Raw genomic sequence first — 16,741 nt, 5'->3', positions numbered from 1 at the left:
TTCCTGCAATTTAGAGCGCGGCGTCCATCTCCGCGAGGATGGCGCGGGCCGCTTCCTTCGGATCGGCCGCCTTGACGATCGGCCGGGCGACGACGAGATGGCTCGATCCGGCCTTGATGGCCTCGGTCGGCGTCATCACGCGCTTCTGGTCGCCCTTGTCGCTGCCGGTCGGGCGGATGCCGGGGGTCACCAGCGCCATGTCCGGACCGATGATCTTGCGCACGGCAGAGGATTCTTCGGCCGAGCATACGATGCCGCCCATGCCGGCGAGGAGCGCCTGTTCGGCGCGGCGCAGCACCAGCGTATGCGGGTCATATTCGTATCCGGCGGCGATGAGGTCCTCTTCATCCATCGAGGTCAGCACGGTGACGCCGAGCAGGCAAAGATCGGAACCCTTGGCTGCGGCAACGGCGGCGCGCATCGCCTTCGGATAGGCATGCAGCGTCAGCATCGACATACCCATTTTGACGATGTTTTCAACGCCGGACGCAACCGTGTTGTCGATGTCGAGCAGCTTCATGTCGAGGAAGATCTTCTTGCCGTCGGCGGCAAGGTCGCGGGCAAACTCCAGGCCGCCGGCGAAGGCGAGCTGATAGCCGATCTTGTAGAAGAGAATATCGTCGCCGAGCGTCGTGACGACCTTTTCGGCCTCCTGAAGGTTTGGAACATCCAGTCCAACGATCAAGCGGTCGCGTGCGGTCATCTCAACTCCACCCCCTGCCAATCTTCCATAGGCGTCCAGTCGCATGAGACGGCGCGCTTCGCAAGGTCGAAACAGAAAAGATTGCCGCCGCCGGGCGGCTGATCGCCCTGGCGCGCGATAGGCTTGCCCTCGAGATGGCATTTTAGCAGCGTACCGACGCCACCATGGCCGACAAAGGCGATGGGCATGCGCGGGTCGTGCCGCGAAAGAACGGCCTCTACCTGCGAGACAATCCGCGCCTGCGCATCGATCGCGCGCTCCCAGCCTTTGAAGCTTTCATGCGGATGGGCGAAGAACCAGTCGGCCGCCTTCTCGAATTCAGGCGGGGCCAGGAAGCCCGTGGCGCTGCGGTCGTTCTCATGCATGGCTTCGATGATCTGGACAGCTGCGCCGCTGGCTGTCGCCAGGATTTCGGCAGTCTCGATCGCCTTGCGCTCGCCGCTGGAAACGATCAGGCCGAGCTCACGCGCCCATGCGCGATTTGCCGCCAGTCTGGCGCGTTCTGCGCCGATATCGGAAAGACCCCAGTCCGGAACCGGCACAGAGGGATCGATGCGCACCTGCGGGTGCGTAATATAGAGAGCGAACATCGGAGCAGGATTCCATACTGAAGGGTCTCGGAACAGGAATATGTCCAGCCGAAACGCGGTGGCAAGATGACTCTTCCTGGATAGCCTCAGCCCCGGCTATAAACCCAGAGCTGGGCCGGCGGGATATTACGGACGATGAAATCATAGTGGCGGATATGATAGCGATCCGGCCGGGCAATGATCGGCGAGACCGGTCCGTAGGAGATCTGCACCACAGGCCTGCCGGGTGGGATGCGGTCCAGCAGGCTTTCGAGCAGAGCGACGCGCGCCTTCATGGGAAAGTTCAGCAGTGGAATACCCGAGACGATGGAATCGAAGGTCTGGCCGCGCAACACCCCAAGCGTCTTGTCGAGATCGAAGGCGTCGCCATTGATGAAATGGACGCCGGGATAAAGACGGACGAGATGATTATAGAAGTCGGTGGAATATTCGACGGCGACGAGATTTTCCGGTTCGACGCCGCGCGCCAGGATCGCCTTGGTGATCGCACCCGTGCCGGGGCCGAGCTCCAACACCGGCAGGCCGGAATGGATATTGACGACGCTCGCCATCTTGCGGGCGGTAATCGAGGAGGTCGGAACGATGGAACCGACCGTTTTCGGACCCTGCATCATACCCTTGAAGAAACGGATTTCTTCGTCGAACTTCTTGCCCAGCCGTTCCTTGAGACGCAGCGCCATGCTCTCCCCCACCAGTTTTAACAGTTACGGCTTACATATCGTTTATCTCTCATCTTGCAATGCCATGGCGCAATACAAAGAGAAAATGTCGCAAGCTGCACAGGCTCAAAGAAAAGCGCCCCTCTGTCGTTCCGAAGAACGCATGAAGGGCGCTTCGGTTTCGCTAGACGCGCATCGGCATCAGGACATAGAGAGCATCGTCGCCGGCCGTGTCGCGGATCAGCGTCGGCGAGCCAGCATCGGCAAGCAGGAAGATCGCCGCATCGCCGGACAATTGCGCGGTGATGTCGAGCAGATATTTGGCGTTGAAGCCGATTTCCATCGCGTCCATGTCGTAGCCGACGGCGACTTCTTCGGTCGCGCTTCCGGAGTCGGGGTTATTGACCGTCAACAGGAGCTGGCCGTCCGACAGTGCCAGCTTCACGGCGCGGCCGCGCTCCGACGAAATGGTCGAGACGCGGTCGACGGCCTGGGCGAAGCTCTGGCAATCGACCCGCATTTCCTTGTCGTTGCTGGTGGGGATGACGCGCTGATAATCGGGGAAGGTGCCGTCGATCAGCTTCGAGGTCATGACGATCGAGCCGATCGTCAGGCGGATCTTCGCATCGGACACTTCGACGGTGACGACAACATCGGGGCTGTCGACCAGTTTTTGCAATTCGCCGACCGTTTTGCGCGGGATGATGATGCCCGGCATGCCTTCCGAACCCGAGGGGGCGTCGACATCGGCGCGGGCGAGACGGTGACCATCGGTCGCCACCGCTCTCAGCTTCAGGTCGCCCTTGCTTTCGATCGTGTGGAAGAAGATGCCGTTCAGATAATAACGCGTCTCTTCGGTCGAAATCGCAAACTGCGTCCGATCGATCAGCATCTTCAGGTCCGACGCCTTCAGCTTGAAGGAATGGCTGAAGCTGCCGGCGGTCAGGTCCGGAAAGTCGGATTCCGGCAGGCACTGCAGCGAGAATTTCGAGCGGCCCGAGGCTACCGTCATCGAGCTGCCGTCAGGATTGGTGGCGAGAAGCACTTCCGAACCGTCCGGCAGCTTGCGCACGATGTCGTAGAGGAGATGCGCCGGTACGGTGGTGGCGCCGGCCTTCTCAACATTGGCGGGCGTCGCCTCGGTGATTTCGAGATCGAGGTCGGTCGCCTTCATGTCGAGGCTTGTACCCTCGGCCTTGAGCAGCACGTTGGACAGGATCGGGATCGTGTTGCGACGCTCGACCACGCGATGCACGTGGTTCAGCGATTTCAGGAGGTTCGACCGCTCAATTGTAATACGCATGATGCTACCGCTTTCGACCGTTACTCCCGGGCAGCCACAGGCGCCCGAAGGATGCTTTTTCGGACAAGGCCCGAGATTGGACGGGCAAAATGACAGAACTCAGCATGCGAATGCAAGAGGCATCCGGGTATGCTGCACCTCATTTCGGTATTTGGCCGACAATGCTCACAGGATTTGCACCGCTCTTGCCGTCAGGCCATACCTCGCCCATAAAGACGATGAATCCGAGGCGAATCCAGGGTCGGCATGAGCGACGAACATACAAGCGGCGGAGCGCGCAGTTTCCGCCTGCATAATACCACGGTTCCTGCCCGTCCGCTGGAGCCGGCGCTTTATCTTGTCGCCACGCCGATCGGCAATCTCGGCGACATCACGCTCCGGGCGCTGGAAACGCTGGCCGGCGCTGATGTTCTCGCTTGCGAGGATACGCGCGTCACCCGCGTGCTGCTCGACCGTTACGGAATACAGAACCGACCCTTCGCCTATCATGAGCACAATGCCGACGAGGCAGGGCCGCGGCTGCTGCAGGCGCTGGAAGCTGGCCGCTCGGTGGCGCTGGTGTCCGATGCCGGCACGCCCCTGGTCTCCGATCCCGGCTACCGGCTGGCGCTGCAGGCGATCGAGGCGGGCTACCGTGTCGTGCCGATCCCCGGGGCCTCCGCGCCGCTCGCCGCGCTGGTCGGCTCCGGCCTGCCCAACGACGCCTTTTTCTTCGCTGGCTTCCTGCCCGCCAAGGACAAGGGCCGCCGCGACCGGCTGGCCGAACTCGCCGCCGTTCCCGCTACCCTCATCTTCTTTGAATCGCCCCATCGCATCGCCGCGACGCTCGCCGCAGCCGCCGATGTACTTGGCGGCGAGCGCAAGGCGGCCGTCTGCCGCGAACTCACCAAGACCTTCGAGGAATTCCGTCGCGGCACGCTCACCGAGCTTGCCGTGTTCTATGAGGCCGTCGAGCATGTGAAAGGCGAGATCGTGCTGCTCGTCGGCCCGCCGGCGGAAAGTATTACGGCCGAGGCGGATGTCGAGGCCATTCTTGGGGATCTCGCCCGCAGCATGTCGACCGCCAAGGCCGCGGCAGAAGCCGCCCGCATCACCGGCCTGCCGCGCAAGGAGCTTTACCAGCGACTGCTCGATATGAAGGAGCGCCATGGCTGAGACCGGCGAGAGGCTGAAGCGGCGGGAGGCGTGGCGGCGCGGCCATGTCTCGGAATATGCCGCAGCACTTTTCCTGTTCTTCAAGGGCTACCGCATCCTCGCCATTCGCCATCGTACCAAGCTCGGCGAAATCGACATCATCGCCCGCAAAGGCGATCTCGCCGTCTTCGTCGAGGTCAAAGCCCGGCGCGGCGAACAAGAGGCGATCGATGCCGTCTCTTTTTCCGCGCAAAGGCGCATCCGTGCTGCGAGCGACCTCTGGCTTGCCCGCCAGCCAGACTATGCGCTGTTGTCGCAGCGCTACGATATCGTTGCCATCCTGCCTGGCCGCTGGCCACGCCATTTTCCGGATGCTTTTTAACGTCTGCCATCATGGCAACGTCACAAAGCGCAACTATTGCCGGGCTATCGCGCTTCAGCCCACTTCCAGGCATCGCGCCTCACCCATTTCGACAGGTCTTATGATGATCCGCAGTACCGTTTCCGCCTTCGCCGTTCCCTCGCAGGAGGAACGCAAGGGCTTCATTTCGTTGGAAAAGACCCCTGACATTCACGCGGCAACATTGGCGTCGCTTGCCTGTATGAACACGGTGCGCGTTGGTGGCGTGACTGGCGAGGATCGGCCGCTTGCTTTCCCCTTCACGGTGGCTGCATGGAATTTGGAGCGCTGCCTTTTCCCCCTCGAATCCGCCGCCAAGCTGAAGGCGACCAAAGCGCCGCTGATCCTGCTCTCCGAGATGGACGAGGGCATGGCGCGCACCGAACAGAATGACCCGACCGCGATCGTCGCCGGCGAACTCGGCATGAATTATGCTTATGGCGTGGAATTCCTGGAACTCAGCCTCGGCTCGGAAATCGAGCGTTCCTTCTGCCGCGACGATTTCAACGAGAAGGGCTTTCACGGCAACGCCCTGATGTCCTCCGTTGCCCTGAAGGATGCTTTCCTCTTCCGCCTGCCGGGCGAGGCCGTCTGGTTCAACGACGGAAATGAGCAGCCGCGCATCGGCGATCGCTGTGCTGTCGGCGCCATCGTCGGGACCGAGGCCGGTCCCCTCGTTGCCGTGTCGGTCCATCTCGAAAGTGTCGCGACCGCTGCCTATCGCGAGCGGCAGATGGCGGCGTTGATCGACGCTGTCGAGGCCTTCGCGCCCGGTCTTCCGATCCTGATCGGCGGCGATCTCAATACCGGCAATCACACCGGCGGTGATTTCTCGACCGATACCCTGTTCGCCACGGCCGAAGGCCGCGGCTTTGAATGCCATGGTGGCCCGCTGGATCAGACGAGCACGCGCCCGAGCCTGATCACGCGTTTTCCCGATCGCACCATGAAGCTCGATTGGTTCATCACCCGCGGTTTGAAGATCGGCGAAAGCCACCTTGTTTCCTCCCTCAATGAGGAGGGCAAGCCGCTATCCGATCATGACATGGTCGTCTGTACAATCGAAGGTTTTTCTGCCTGATCTCTGCAATCATTAAAATGCGCCAGATTTCATGAACCGCGCCGTTACCTCTTCCGTGCAATGGAAACTGAGACGCGCTTGGAATTGGGGGATTGCATGGTTTTGAGATTAATGTTGGCGAGCATGGCGGCCTTTGCCGCGCGTGCGGTCCCGGTTGTTGTTGCCTTGCCGCAGTCGAAGAGCTTCGTGGCTGGCGCCAGCGATGAGATGGAAATGAAGCCCTCGCCGATCGAACCGTCCTGGATCCTGGCCGGCGATCCGGTTGCGCGCATTGCCGAGCATTCGCGTGGGCGGGATGATGCCGCGATGACGGCGCTGTGGGATTGCACGGCAGGCGAGTTTCGCTGGTATTTCGGCTGGGACGAAACGGTGATGATCCTTGAGGGCGAGGTGCATATCACGACGGAAGACGGCGTCGAACGCACGCTCAGCGCGGGCGATGTCGCCTATTTCGCCGGCGGAACCTGGGCCACATGGCGCATTGATCACTATCTGCGCAAGGTCGCCTTCTGCCGCAAGCCATTCCCGAAGCCTTTGACCATGGCTTATCGCCTGCGCAACTTCATCCGGCAGGGCGGCGCACAGGGCCTTGCCGCCTGAGCGCGGCCAGCCCAGACGAAAGACGTCTCTGACGGAAGCCCTTGAATAGCCGTTGCGTTTGGATGCGGGCCGACCTACATCTGTCCGCAAATTCGAGCGAGGGCTGACTATGGCTGGTATCAAGAATGTTGCGGTCCAGATGGACCATGTGAAGAGCATCAACATTGCGGGTGACTCGACCTTCGCCATGAGCCTGGAAGCCCAGACCCGCGGCTACAAGCTCTTCCATTACACGCCCGAGCGCCTCAGCATGCGTGACGGCAATGTCTACGCGACGGTTGAGCCGATGATCCTTCGCGACGTCAAGGGCGATCACTTCGAGCTCGGCGAGCCGGAGCGCGTCGATCTCTCGACCATGGACGTGGTGCTGCTGCGCCAGGACCCGCCCTTCGACATGGCCTATATCACCTCGACGCATCTGCTGGAGCGCATCCACCCCAAGACGCTCGTCGTCAATGATCCGGCCTGGGTGCGCAATTCGCCGGAAAAGATCTTCGTCACCGAATTCGCCGACCTGATGCCGAAGACGCTGATCACGCGCGATCCTGCCGAAATTCGCCGCTTCCGCGAGGAGATGGGCGATATCATCCTGAAGCCGCTTTACGGCAATGGCGGCGCCGGCGTCTTTCATTCGACGCGGGACGACCGCAATCTATCCTCTCTGCTCGAAATGTTCGGCCAGCTCTTCCGTGAGCCCTTCATCGCTCAGCAATATCTGCCCGACGTGCGCAAGGGCGACAAGCGCATCGTCCTCGTCGACGGCGAGGCGGTCGGCGCGATCAACCGTGTGCCGGCCGAGCATGACAGCCGCTCCAACATGCATGTCGGCGGCCGCGCCGAGGCGACCGAACTGACGCCGCGCGAAAAGGAAATCTGCGAGCGCATCGGCCCGGCATTGAGAGCGCGCGGCTTCCTGCTCGTCGGCATCGACGTCATCGGCGACTATATGACCGAGATCAACGTCACCTCGCCGACCGGCCTGCGCGAAGTCAAGCGCTTCGGCGGCGCCGACATCGCCAGCCTGTTGTGGGATGCGATCGAAGCGAAGCGGGCTTGAGGGGCGCCAGCCCTCTAGGAATCGTGACGCCACCCCTCCGCTCGCCGCAAGGCGGGCTATATCGCGATGCCCATCCGGCGGCAGGTTAGGATCACTGCCGACGGTCCGGTGGAGCTATCGTCTGCGATGACCGTCGGCACGAAGCCGAAAAGTGGTTTCACGTCGACCATCATGCCGACGTAAGGCCGCTTGTCCATGACACCGTGCAGGCCGCCAAAGGAGCTGATGGTGCCGCAGACGCTGACGTAGCCCTTGCTATCCTTGGAAGCCGCCATCGGCCCGAAGATCAGCACGCCCTCATAGGGAAGCTGCTCGTGCAAACCCTTTTCCACCGCGGCAATTTCCTTGGCGCTTAATTGATAGGGAGCGCCTTTTTCCAGATTATCCCCGCCATCGATAGATTGGCAGCCGGCCAGAACAGCGCTCAGTAGAAGGGATAGCGATACTACAAGTCTCATATTTGCTCCGATTGTAGAAATCGTCCCTTCGTTCTTTTATTGTTCTTGTTTTATTCCATGTTTTCTGCCACTATGCAACCCATAGTCTGTTATGAAAAATTGATAACGGTAAACGAGTTAAAAGAGGGCGGGGATGGTAGCGCGCGTCAGCACGATTGCGTTTCAAGGCATTGAGGGCGTTCCTGTCGAAGTGCAGGTGATGATTTCCCCGGGCAAGGTGCTGATGCATATCGTCGGTCTGCCGGACAAGGCCGTGGCCGAAAGCCGCGAACGGGTGCAGGCAGCTCTTCATGCCTCTGGCCTGTCGCTGCCGCCGAAGAAGGTCACGGTCAATCTCGCACCCGCGGACCTGCCCAAGGAGGGCAGCCATTTCGATCTTCCGATCGCGCTTGGGCTGATGGCGGCGCTGGGCGCCATCCCGGCGGATGCGCTTGCGGCCTACACCGTCATCGGCGAGCTCAACCTCGATGGCACGATCGCGCCGGTCGCTGGCGCGCTGCCGGCCGCGATCGCCGCCAATGCCATCGGCAAGGGGCTGATATGCCCGTCCGAAAGCGGTCCTGAGGCCGCCTGGGCCGGCGCCGACATCGATATTCTCGCGCCGCGCAGCCTGATCGCGCTCGCCAATCATTTCCGCGGCACCCAGGTTCTGTCACGCCCCGAACCGGCGATCCGCGCCAATGCCGCCAACGTCCCCGATCTCGCCGATATCAAGGGCCAGGAAAGCGCCAAGCGGGCGCTGGAAGTGGCGGCGGCCGGGGGACATAATCTGCTTTTCGTCGGCCCGCCCGGCTCCGGCAAGTCGATGCTGGCCTCGCGCCTGCCATCCATTCTGCCGCCATTGTCGACGGCGGAGCTGCTGGAAGTGTCGATGATCCATTCCGTTGCCGGTCAGCTTTCGGGCGGAAAGCTCTCCGACCGCCGGCCCTATCGCACGCCGCATCACTCCGCCACCATGGCGGCGCTGGTCGGCGGCGGCTTGCGTGCCCGCCCGGGCGAGGTCTCGCTTGCCCATCACGGCGTCCTTTTTCTCGATGAATTGCCCGAGTTTTCGCCGCAGGCGCTGGACGCGCTGCGCCAGCCGCTGGAATCGGGCGAATGCGTCATCGCCAGGGCCAATCATCGCGTTTCCTATCCGGCGAGCATTCAATTGGTTGCAGCGATGAATCCCTGCCGTTGCGGCATGGCCGGCGAGCCGGGTCACACCTGCGCCCGCGGCCCGCGCTGCGTCGCGGATTATCAGGGCCGGATTTCCGGACCGCTGTTGGACCGCATCGATATCCGCCTCGACGTGCCCGCCGTCTCTGCGGCCGATCTCATCCGCCCGACGACGGCCGAAAAGAGCGCCGATGTCGCGCTTCGTGTCGCCCGTGCCCGCGAGCGGCAGCGCGAACGCTTCGAGGCTGCCGGGATGAAGGGAATTTCCACCAATGCCCGCTGCTCGACATCGATGATCGAAACGATCGCCGAGCCGGACGCCGCCGGCCTGCAATTGCTGCGCGACGCGGCCGAGAAGATGAAGTTTTCCGCCCGCGGCTATCATCGCGTACTGAAAGTGGCCCGCACGCTCGCCGATCTCGACGACAAGCAAACCGTCGGGCGCATCCACCTCGCAGAAGCCATTTCCTACCGCATTGCCGGCGAACGGCTGACCGCTGCGGCGTAAGCGCAAACGGCTGAAATGACAAAGGGCACCGCAGCGCCCTTTGAATCCCTGACGATCGAAGCTGACCGTGTCAGCCGCCCAGCCCTTCGAACAGCGCCGTCGAGAGATAGCGCTCGGCGAAGGAGGGGATGATGATGACGATATTCTTGCCTTCGTTTTCGGGACGCTGGCCGATCTTAATTGCAGCCGCCAGGGCCGCACCGGAGGAGATGCCGACTGGCACGCCTTCGAGCTTGGCGATGTGGCGTGCATGCTGGAAAGCTTCGTCATTGGTGACGGTGACGACTTCGTCATAGATATGCGTATCGAGAATCTTCGGGGCGAAGCCGGCGCCGATGCCCTGGATCTTGTGGGGACCCGGATTGCCGCCGGAGAGGATAGGCGAGTCAGCCGGCTCGACGGCGATGACCTTGATATTCGAATTGCGGGCTTTCAACACCTGGCCGACGCCGGTGATCGTGCCACCGGTACCGATGCCGGACACGAGGATATCGACTTGGCCGTCCGTATCGTTCCAGATTTCCTCTGCTGTCGTCTTGCGGTGGATTTCCGGGTTGGCCGGGTTTTCGAACTGCTGCGGGATGATCGCGTCGGGCAGCGTCGATGCCAGTTCCTCGGCCTTGGCGATCGCGCCCTTCATGCCCTTCGGACCCTCGGTCAGCACCAGCTCGGCACCGAGCAGCAGCAGCATCTTGCGGCGCTCGATCGACATCGTCTCCGGCATGGTGAGGATCAGCCGGTAGCCCTTAGCGGCGGCGGCGAAAGCGAGTGCTATGCCTGTATTGCCGGAGGTCGGCTCGATCAGCACGCTTTTGCCGGGGGTGATCTTGCCCTGTGCTTCAAGGCTCTCGATCATGGCAACGCCGATACGGTCCTTGACGGAAGCGATCGGGTTGAAGAACTCGAGCTTCGCCAGCAAATTGGCCTTGACGCCCTTCTCCTTGGCCAGCTTGTCGAGACGCACGATCGGCGTGTCACCGATGGTGTCGGTGATCGAGGCATAGACGCGGCCGCGGCCTGGTTTGCGGGTGTCGGACATGGGTAGCTCTCCCTCCATTGGAATTGTACAGGCACAATAGGATTAAACGTCGGCGGAAACCAGTCTGGGATCACTCTGCCGATCCTCTACCGTGGGAAAAGAATCTCCCGCGTCGTTGTGCCGAGAAAGGTTTTTTCAGGCCGCGCGGGCAGCGATGAAGGCAGCCGTGCCGGCGAGAATGCTGGCGGCGACCCGGTTCAAAATCTGCAGCGCTTTTGGCCTCTTAAGGAAGGTGCGGGCCCGGGAAGCGAGCAGCATATAGGGGATCAGCACCACCAACAGCACGATGAAGGTCGCCGCAAGCAGCGTGGCATATTCGCGAAGCCCGATGCTGCCGATGTCGATCAGGGTTGGCACGAGCGCCACGTAAAATAACATGACCTTCGGGTTGCCAAGGGTCACCAGAAGACCGGAGAGGAAGGACATGCCGGCGCTCATCGATTTTTTCGCTGCGACATCGGTGGAGAGCAGCCCAGCGGTCCAGAGCTTCCAGGCGATATAGCCGAGATAAAGCGCACCGGCAATCTTGATGACGATGAAGATCTCCGTAAAGGTCTGCGCCACGAAGGCTAGGCCGAGAATGACCGCTGTCAGGTAGATCATATCGCCGAGCACGAGCCCGAGACCCATGAAAAAGGTCTCCCGGAAGCCGGAGCCGAGAGCGCGGGCAACAATCGCGGTGATGCCCGGCCCGGGAATCGCGGCGGCGATGAAAAGCGCGCCGCTATAGGCGAGCAGGGCTGCAAGCGTCATGGTGCGATCCTCCAGGAATAGGCAATTGCTGTATCGCAGCACTCTTGCGTTTTCAAGCGATTGCGCAAACGGCGCGAACATACTACCAAGGGTAACGGCCCGTCGAAACCGTGTTGCATAAGGCTCCCATGTCGTCCGCATTGCTCCTGATCGACCTTCAGAATGCCATTTTGAGCGGCCTCGGCTCGCCAGAGCGCCAACCAGCGATCGACGCCGCTCTGGAGGCGGTCGTAGCCAGGCTTGCGGAATTGAAGCGAAAGGCCCGCGCCGCCGGAATTCCTTCCTTCATCGTCCAGCATGATGGCCAGGGAACGCATCGCCTGGCAAAGCGCGGCGAAGGCTGGCAGTTGCGCCGCGAAATCGCACCGGAAGCCGGCGATGTGGTCGTGCATAAAACGAGCTGCGATTCCTTCTTCGAGACCGATCTCGAGGCGCGCTTGCGCGCAAAGAGGATCACCCATCTCGTCATCGGCGGCTGCATGACGCAATTCTGCGTCGACACGACTGCACGACGCGCGGTTTCGCTCGGCTTCGATGTGACGCTGCTCTCGGACGGTCATACCACCGCCGATATGGGCAAGCTGACATTCGAGGCGATCATCGCTCATCATAATATGCTGCTGGACGGCTTCGATGCCGGCCCGCATGAGATCAAGCTTATCCCGACCGCCCAAATCGCCTTCTGAATTCCCCCCCGGAGACCTCCATGCCGCATCTCGCCAGTATCATCACCTTTGCCCTGATCGCTGCCGGAATGGTGCTGACGCCCGGGCCGAACATGATTTATCTGGTGTCGCGATCGATCTCGCAGGGGCCGGGGGCCGGGCTGATCTCGCTCGGCGGTGTGGCGCTCGGTTTCGTCTTCTACATGCTTTCGGCCGCGCTCGGCATCACGGCCTTCTTGTTCGCCGTGCCCTTTGCCTATGACGCGCTGCGTCTTGCCGGTGCCGCCTATCTCGCTTGGCTTGCTTGGAATGCGCTGAGGCCGGGCGGCCGTTCGGCCTTCCAGGTCCGCGATCTCCCGAAGGATGGACCGCGCAAACTCTTCGGCATGGGCCTGGTGACCAGCCTGCTGAACCCGAAGGTCGCGGTCCTTTATCTCTCGCTGTTGCCGCAGTTTATCGATCCCACGATCGGCAGCGTCTTCAACCAATCCGTCATTTTCGGCTTTACCCACATTGCCGTCAGCGTGACGCTCAACTCCATCATCGCGCTGACGGCCGGCTCCGTCGCGCTGTTCTTCTCAAGCCGTCCGTCCTTCATGCTGGTGCAGCGCTGGCTGATGGGCACGGTCTTGGCCGGGCTCGCCATGCGCATGGCCTTCGAGGCGCAGCGCTGATCAGAACACGGGCCGCATGAAGCTGCGTTCATAGCTGACAATGCAACGCGTCTCCTCCGCATAGGCAAAGGCGGCGCGGCATTCGGCATCCTCGGCCATCGCCTGCCGGTAGCCCTCGTAGGCAGCAAGGCTCGGGAAGCTGAAGAGCGCCAGTGCGATATTGTTGGCGCCCTCGTGCGGCAGGAAATAGCCGTGATGCGTGCCACCGAGCCGGTTGACCAGCGGGATCCAGAGTTTCGCGTAATGTTCGAATTCCGCAAGCTTGTAAGGATCGATCGTATAGCGAATATAGCAGGTGATCATTCGGTGGCTTCCTTTGAAAGACGACCGCTTTTAGGACGCGGCAAGGCGATCGTCCAGCCGAGGTTCATGCCGGCCGCCGCGGCCAAAATGATCACAGCGCCGATGATCTGCGCCATGCCGAGCACATGGCCGAAGGCGAAGCGATCGACGACGATGGCGGCGATCGGATAAATGAAGGACAGCGCGCCGGTCAGATGCGTCGGCAGCTTCTGGATCGCGCCGTAGAGCAGCACATACATCAAGCCGGTGTGGACGATGCCCATCGTCATCAGAATGGACCATCCGCCTGCGTCCCGCGGCAGAGCCGAGAAATCGGCGAAGGGCGCAAGCATCAGAATGCCGGTCGAAACCTGGATCAGGGCGATCAAATGCGGCGGCGTGCCCTTCAGCCATTTGGCGGCCAGAGCGACCAACGCATAGAAGAAAGCGGCGCCGAGCGAAAGCAGGATGCCGATGGCATAGCTGCCGATGCCCGCCGTCTCCGCGGGTTTGCCTTCGACGATGACAGCCATGCCGGCAAAGGCGAGACCCAGCCAGAAAAGCTTGGTGAGCGTGATCTTTTCGCCGAGAAACAGCGCGCCGAGGCCGAGCAGCATGAATGGTTGCGTATTGTAGACCGTTGTCGCGATCGAGATGGAGGCATGCGAATAGGCAGCGAAAAGCAGCAGCCAATTGAGGACGATAGCGATACCGCCAGTGACGGCGATCGCAAAGGTCCTGAGGCTGAGAATGCCGGGGCGCAACAGACCCATGGCTCCGCAGACAACAAGAAGCGTGAGTGCACCAAACAGGCAGCGCCAGAAGACGACGCCGGTAACAGGCTGCCCCGACATCAGCACGAACCAGCCGATCGTCCCCGAAATCAGCATCGCTGCTGTCATTTCCGCTGTGCCGCGTCTTATCTCGTTCATTGTCGGGCTCCCCGTTTTCCGGAGCCTGATAATATTGCGGGAAGGAAGCGGATGATATAATCTGAATAAACAATAGTGGATAGAGCGCCTAATTATATGAGGTGGAAATATGGGTGCGCCTAATGCGACCATAGAGCTCGACGCGATCGACCAGCGTATGCTGGAGGCCCTGGCCAGCAATGCCCGGATTTCGCTGAAGGAGCTGGCTGAAGTCGCTGGATTATCCTCGCCGAGCGCTGCCGAGCGGCTGCGTCGGCTGGAGGAGCGTGGCGTCATCGCGGCCTTCACCGTGGATATCGCGCCAGAGGTGATCGGCTATCCCCTGCAGGCGATCGTGCGCATCCGGCCGCTGCCCGGTCAATTGCATGTGGTCGAGCGTATCATCCAGGAGACAGCGGAATTCATCGAATGCGACAAGGTCACCGGCGACGACTGCTTCATCGGCCGCCTTGTGGTGCGCTCGATGGGCGAACTGGACGGCATCCTGGACAAGATCGCCGAGCGCGCCGAGACGAACACGTCGATGATCAAGGCGACCCCGGTCAAGCGGCGCCTGCCGCCGCTCTCCCGCTAAAATTCCGCCGTCACACGCCGGTAGAGCCGAAGCCGCCGGCGCCGCGCGTCGTTTCGCTGACGTGGGCGATTTCCGCGACACGCGCCTGCGTTACCGGCGCGATCACCATCTGCGCGATGCGCATGCCGCGGGTGATGTCGAACGGCTCGTCGCCAAGATTGATCAGCAGCACCTTCACTTCGCCGCGGTAGTCGCTGTCGATCGTGCCAGGCGTGTTGAGGCAGGTTATGCCGTGCTTGAAGGCGAGGCCGGAGCGGGGGCGGATCTGGGCTTCGAAACCATCGGGAATCTCGAAGATGAAACCGGTCGGCACCAGCGCCCGTTTGCCGGGCGCGAGCGTCAGCGTCGCGCCTTCCTCGACGGCCGCGCGCAGGTCCATGCCGGCCGCGCCTTTGGTCTCATAGGCGGGCAAATCGAGGCCTTGGCCATGGGCCAAGCGGATGAGGTTCAGCGTCGGGCGCGTATCGGTGTGAATGGTCATGCGGCATTAGTTTGTGCTGGAATCGCTGAGGTCAATTGCAATCCCGTCTTTGAATCGCTAGATACAGCCGCAATTCACAGGATTTCACAAGCATGGCCGAAAGTCTCGCCGAGGCGGTCTCCCGCCGCCGCACATTCGCTATTATCGCCCACCCGGACGCGGGCAAGACGACGCTCACCGAAAAGCTGCTGCTGTTCGGCGGCGCCATTCAGCTTGCCGGTGAGGTCAAGGCAAAGAAGGATCGCATGCAGACGCGGTCCGACTGGATGAAGATCGAGCGCGAGCGCGGCATCTCGGTCGTGACCTCGGTCATGACCTTCGAGTATGACGGCAACGTCTTCAACATTCTGGATACGCCCGGTCACGAAGACTTCGCCGACGATACCTATCGCACGCTGACCGCGGTCGATGCGGCCGTCATGGTCATCGATGCTGCCAAGGGCATCGAGCCGCGGACGCTGAAACTGTTCGAAGTCTGCCGAATGCGCGATATCCCGATCATCACCTTCATCAATAAGATGGACCGCGAAAGCCGCGACCCCTTCGAAATTCTCGATGAAGTGGAAGAGAAGCTGGCACTGGACACCGCGCCGGTCACCTGGCCAATCGGCCGGTCGAAGACCTTCTGCGGCTCCTATCATCTGGCTGATAATACCGTCCGCGGCTCCGACACAGAAGTAGAGGCTGCCCGGGTCAATGGCCCGCAGGCCGTCGCCGACCGTCTGCCGGAAAATGAACGGCAAGCCTTCATCGACGAGACCGAGCTTGCTATCGAAGCCTGCCGTCCCTTCGACCGGGAATCCTTCCTGGAAGGTCACATGACGCCGGTCTTCTTCGGCTCGGCTCTTCGCAATTTCGGTGTGCGCGATCTCATCAACGCGCTCGGCGCTTTCGCGCCGCCGCCGCGCGATCAGGTCGCCGATATCAGAACCGTGCAGGCGACTGACGACAAGATGACGGCCTTTGTCTTCAAGATCCAGGCGAACATGGACCCGAACCACCGCGACCGCATCGCGTTTGCGCGCATCTGCTCCGGCAAGCTGGAGCGTGGCATGAAGGCCCGGCTGTCGCGCACCGGCAAGCAGCTTGGTTTGACCGCACCGCAATTCTTCTTCGCCTCGCAGCGTCAGCTCGCCGACACCGCCTATGCCGGCGACGTGGTCGGCATTCCGAACCATGGTACGCTGCGCATCGGCGATACGCTGACGGAAGGCGAATCCCTCGTCTTCCAGGGCGTACCGAATTTCTCGCCGGAAATCCTGCGCCGCGTTCGTCTTGAAGACGCGATGAAGGCAAAGAAGCTGAAGGAAGCGCTGCAGCAGATGGCCGAAGAGGGCGTCGTGCAGCTCTTCTCGCCGGAAGATGGCTCGCCCGCTATCGTGGGCGTCGTCGGCGCGCTGCAGCTCGACGTCTTGAAAGAGCGGCTGATGGCCGAATACGGCCTGCCGGTCTCCTTCGAAATGTCGCGCTTCTCCGTCTGCCGCTGGATCTCCGCCGATCAGACCGGCGATCTCGACAAGTTCGTCACCGCGCGCCGCGGCGATATCGCCCGTGACCTCGACGGCGATCCGGTCTTCCTCGCCCAGGACGGCTTTTCGCTGCGCTACGAATCTGAACGTTATCCGGCTATCAAGATGGTCGCCATCAAGGAATATCACGCCGTCAAGGCGGCGTGATATCGGTTCTTTGC

Annotated in this window: 20 protein-coding genes; 10 read left to right on the top strand and 10 right to left on the bottom strand. The window is 61.7% G+C overall.

Going from position 1 to position 16,741, the window contains the following annotated elements:
- Window positions 1–10: 10 nt before the first annotated feature.
- The 4 genes from pyrF to dnaN all read right to left on the bottom strand — a co-directional run bounded on the left by pyrF (window position 11) and on the right by dnaN (window position 3,255).
- Window positions 11–703 carry an orotidine-5'-phosphate decarboxylase gene (gene pyrF, locus PH547_RS18240; protein WP_285169012.1) on the bottom strand — a complete coding sequence of 231 codons (693 nt, stop codon included), beginning with the start codon at window positions 701–703 and terminating at the stop codon, window positions 11–13.
- Window positions 700–1,293, bottom strand: coding sequence for a histidine phosphatase family protein (locus PH547_RS18235; RefSeq protein WP_285169011.1), 594 nt, complete (start codon window positions 1,291–1,293; stop codon window positions 700–702). Before PH547_RS18235 ends, pyrF begins: the two co-directional genes overlap by 4 nt.
- An 86-nt stretch (window positions 1,294–1,379) precedes the next feature.
- Complete coding sequence (pmtA, locus tag PH547_RS18230; protein ID WP_283048733.1) at window positions 1,380–1,973, bottom strand: phospholipid N-methyltransferase PmtA; 594 nt, start codon at window positions 1,971–1,973, stop codon at window positions 1,380–1,382.
- Window positions 1,974–2,136: 163 nt separating this feature from the next.
- Window positions 2,137–3,255 carry a DNA polymerase III subunit beta gene (gene dnaN / locus PH547_RS18225; protein WP_285169009.1) on the bottom strand — a complete coding sequence of 373 codons (1,119 nt, stop codon included), beginning with the start codon at window positions 3,253–3,255 and terminating at the stop codon, window positions 2,137–2,139.
- Window positions 3,256–3,501: 246 nt separating this feature from the next.
- On the opposite strand from dnaN, the gene rsmI reads away from it, so the two are divergent.
- From rsmI to gshB, 5 genes are all read left to right on the top strand, one after another.
- Window positions 3,502–4,410: a 16S rRNA (cytidine(1402)-2'-O)-methyltransferase gene (gene rsmI, locus PH547_RS18220; RefSeq protein WP_285169008.1), complete on the top strand. Its 909-nt coding sequence runs from the start codon at window positions 3,502–3,504 to the stop codon at window positions 4,408–4,410.
- On the top strand, window positions 4,403–4,771 hold the full coding sequence (locus PH547_RS18215) for a YraN family protein (protein WP_104821755.1): 369 nt from the start codon (window positions 4,403–4,405) through the stop codon (window positions 4,769–4,771). Before rsmI ends, PH547_RS18215 begins: the two co-directional genes overlap by 8 nt.
- A gap of 103 nt (window positions 4,772–4,874) precedes the next feature.
- Window positions 4,875–5,870, top strand: a complete 996-nt coding sequence (locus PH547_RS18210; protein WP_104824961.1) for an exonuclease/endonuclease/phosphatase family protein — start codon at window positions 4,875–4,877, stop codon at window positions 5,868–5,870.
- A 96-nt stretch (window positions 5,871–5,966) separates the two neighbouring features.
- A complete protein-coding gene (locus PH547_RS18205) occupies window positions 5,967–6,470 on the top strand; it encodes a cupin domain-containing protein (RefSeq protein WP_199773512.1) in 504 nt (167 codons plus the stop codon).
- A gap of 109 nt (window positions 6,471–6,579) precedes the next feature.
- Complete coding sequence (gshB, locus tag PH547_RS18200) at window positions 6,580–7,527, top strand: glutathione synthase (RefSeq protein WP_104821756.1); 948 nt, start codon at window positions 6,580–6,582, stop codon at window positions 7,525–7,527.
- A gap of 56 nt (window positions 7,528–7,583) precedes the next feature.
- Here the strand turns inward: gshB and PH547_RS18195 are convergent, their stop codons facing one another.
- On the bottom strand, window positions 7,584–7,985 hold the full coding sequence (locus PH547_RS18195) for a hypothetical protein (protein ID WP_104821757.1): 402 nt from the start codon (window positions 7,983–7,985) through the stop codon (window positions 7,584–7,586).
- Between the two features lie 133 nt (window positions 7,986–8,118).
- Between PH547_RS18195 and PH547_RS18190 the strand changes: the two genes are divergently transcribed.
- Entirely contained in the window at window positions 8,119–9,651 is a 1,533-nt protein-coding gene (locus tag PH547_RS18190) for a YifB family Mg chelatase-like AAA ATPase (RefSeq protein WP_104821758.1), read from the top strand.
- 70 nt (window positions 9,652–9,721) lie between these two features.
- Here PH547_RS18190 and cysK read toward each other — a convergent pair whose 3' ends face one another.
- Window positions 9,722–10,690: a cysteine synthase A gene (cysK, locus tag PH547_RS18185; protein WP_104821759.1), complete on the bottom strand. Its 969-nt coding sequence runs from the start codon at window positions 10,688–10,690 to the stop codon at window positions 9,722–9,724.
- Between the two features lie 135 nt (window positions 10,691–10,825).
- A complete protein-coding gene (locus PH547_RS18180; protein ID WP_104824963.1) occupies window positions 10,826–11,443 on the bottom strand; it encodes a LysE family translocator in 618 nt (205 codons plus the stop codon).
- A 128-nt stretch (window positions 11,444–11,571) separates the two neighbouring features.
- Here PH547_RS18180 and PH547_RS18175 point away from each other — a divergent pair, with 128 nt between their 5' ends.
- Both PH547_RS18175 and PH547_RS18170 read left to right on the top strand, forming a co-directional pair.
- Entirely contained in the window at window positions 11,572–12,129 is a 558-nt protein-coding gene (locus tag PH547_RS18175) for a cysteine hydrolase family protein (RefSeq protein ID WP_104821760.1), read from the top strand.
- A 20-nt stretch (window positions 12,130–12,149) separates the two neighbouring features.
- Complete coding sequence (locus PH547_RS18170) at window positions 12,150–12,782, top strand: LysE family translocator (protein ID WP_104821761.1); 633 nt, start codon at window positions 12,150–12,152, stop codon at window positions 12,780–12,782.
- Here the strand turns inward: PH547_RS18170 and PH547_RS18165 are convergent, their stop codons facing one another.
- Both PH547_RS18165 and PH547_RS18160 read right to left on the bottom strand, forming a co-directional pair.
- Window positions 12,783–13,085, bottom strand: coding sequence for an NIPSNAP family protein (locus PH547_RS18165; protein WP_285169005.1), 303 nt, complete (start codon window positions 13,083–13,085; stop codon window positions 12,783–12,785).
- The gene (locus PH547_RS18160) at window positions 13,082–13,996 is read right to left on the bottom strand and encodes a DMT family transporter (protein WP_285169004.1); all 915 of its coding nucleotides are present in this window, start codon (window positions 13,994–13,996) and stop codon (window positions 13,082–13,084) included. Before PH547_RS18160 ends, PH547_RS18165 begins: the two co-directional genes overlap by 4 nt.
- 109 nt (window positions 13,997–14,105) lie before the next feature.
- On the opposite strand from PH547_RS18160, the gene PH547_RS18155 reads away from it, so the two are divergent.
- Window positions 14,106–14,570 (top strand): Lrp/AsnC family transcriptional regulator, encoded by a 465-nt coding sequence (locus tag PH547_RS18155; protein ID WP_285169003.1) that lies wholly within the window; start codon window positions 14,106–14,108, stop codon window positions 14,568–14,570.
- Window positions 14,571–14,580: 10 nt separating this feature from the next.
- Here PH547_RS18155 and dut read toward each other — a convergent pair whose 3' ends face one another.
- A complete protein-coding gene (gene dut, locus PH547_RS18150; RefSeq protein WP_104821765.1) occupies window positions 14,581–15,051 on the bottom strand; it encodes a dUTP diphosphatase in 471 nt (156 codons plus the stop codon).
- A 92-nt stretch (window positions 15,052–15,143) separates the two neighbouring features.
- Here dut and PH547_RS18145 point away from each other — a divergent pair, with 92 nt between their 5' ends.
- A complete protein-coding gene (locus tag PH547_RS18145; RefSeq protein ID WP_104821766.1) occupies window positions 15,144–16,727 on the top strand; it encodes a peptide chain release factor 3 in 1,584 nt (527 codons plus the stop codon).
- Window positions 16,728–16,741 lie beyond the last annotated feature (14 nt).

Origin of the sequence: Rhizobium cerradonense, assembly GCF_030182455.1 — a bacterium.
Classification (GTDB): Bacteria; Pseudomonadota; Alphaproteobacteria; order Rhizobiales; family Rhizobiaceae; genus Rhizobium.
Note: the sequence above shows the minus strand (reverse complement) of the source record. Positions and strands in the feature narration are given on the sequence as shown.

Bases quoted from the DNA above. Each gene is read 5' to 3' on its own strand.
- PH547_RS18165 (WP_285169005.1), bottom strand. From the start codon at position 13,085: ATGATCACCTGCTATATTCGCTATACGATCGATCCTTACAAGCTTGCG.
- rsmI (WP_285169008.1), top strand. From the start codon at position 3,502: ATGAGCGACGAACATACAAGCGGCGGAGCGCGCAGTTTCCGCCTGCAT.
- pyrF (WP_285169012.1), bottom strand. From the start codon at position 703: ATGACCGCACGCGACCGCTTGATCGTTGGACTGGATGTTCCAAACCTT.
- PH547_RS18175 (WP_104821760.1), top strand. From the start codon at position 11,572: ATGTCGTCCGCATTGCTCCTGATCGACCTTCAGAATGCCATTTTGAGC.
- gshB (WP_104821756.1), top strand. From the start codon at position 6,580: ATGGCTGGTATCAAGAATGTTGCGGTCCAGATGGACCATGTGAAGAGC.
- PH547_RS18210 (WP_104824961.1), top strand. From the start codon at position 4,875: ATGATCCGCAGTACCGTTTCCGCCTTCGCCGTTCCCTCGCAGGAGGAA.
- PH547_RS18195 (WP_104821757.1), bottom strand. From the start codon at position 7,985: ATGAGACTTGTAGTATCGCTATCCCTTCTACTGAGCGCTGTTCTGGCC.
- cysK (WP_104821759.1), bottom strand. From the start codon at position 10,690: ATGTCCGACACCCGCAAACCAGGCCGCGGCCGCGTCTATGCCTCGATC.
- PH547_RS18155 (WP_285169003.1), top strand. From the start codon at position 14,106: ATGGGTGCGCCTAATGCGACCATAGAGCTCGACGCGATCGACCAGCGT.
- PH547_RS18205 (WP_199773512.1), top strand. From the start codon at position 5,967: ATGGTTTTGAGATTAATGTTGGCGAGCATGGCGGCCTTTGCCGCGCGT.
- PH547_RS18190 (WP_104821758.1), top strand. From the start codon at position 8,119: ATGGTAGCGCGCGTCAGCACGATTGCGTTTCAAGGCATTGAGGGCGTT.
- dut (WP_104821765.1), bottom strand. From the start codon at position 15,051: ATGACCATTCACACCGATACGCGCCCGACGCTGAACCTCATCCGCTTG.
- dnaN (WP_285169009.1), bottom strand. From the start codon at position 3,255: ATGCGTATTACAATTGAGCGGTCGAACCTCCTGAAATCGCTGAACCAC.
- pmtA (WP_283048733.1), bottom strand. From the start codon at position 1,973: ATGGCGCTGCGTCTCAAGGAACGGCTGGGCAAGAAGTTCGACGAAGAA.
- PH547_RS18180 (WP_104824963.1), bottom strand. From the start codon at position 11,443: ATGACGCTTGCAGCCCTGCTCGCCTATAGCGGCGCGCTTTTCATCGCC.
- PH547_RS18235 (WP_285169011.1), bottom strand. From the start codon at position 1,293: ATGTTCGCTCTCTATATTACGCACCCGCAGGTGCGCATCGATCCCTCT.
- PH547_RS18170 (WP_104821761.1), top strand. From the start codon at position 12,150: ATGCCGCATCTCGCCAGTATCATCACCTTTGCCCTGATCGCTGCCGGA.
- PH547_RS18160 (WP_285169004.1), bottom strand. From the start codon at position 13,996: ATGAACGAGATAAGACGCGGCACAGCGGAAATGACAGCAGCGATGCTG.
- PH547_RS18215 (WP_104821755.1), top strand. From the start codon at position 4,403: ATGGCTGAGACCGGCGAGAGGCTGAAGCGGCGGGAGGCGTGGCGGCGC.
- PH547_RS18145 (WP_104821766.1), top strand. From the start codon at position 15,144: ATGGCCGAAAGTCTCGCCGAGGCGGTCTCCCGCCGCCGCACATTCGCT.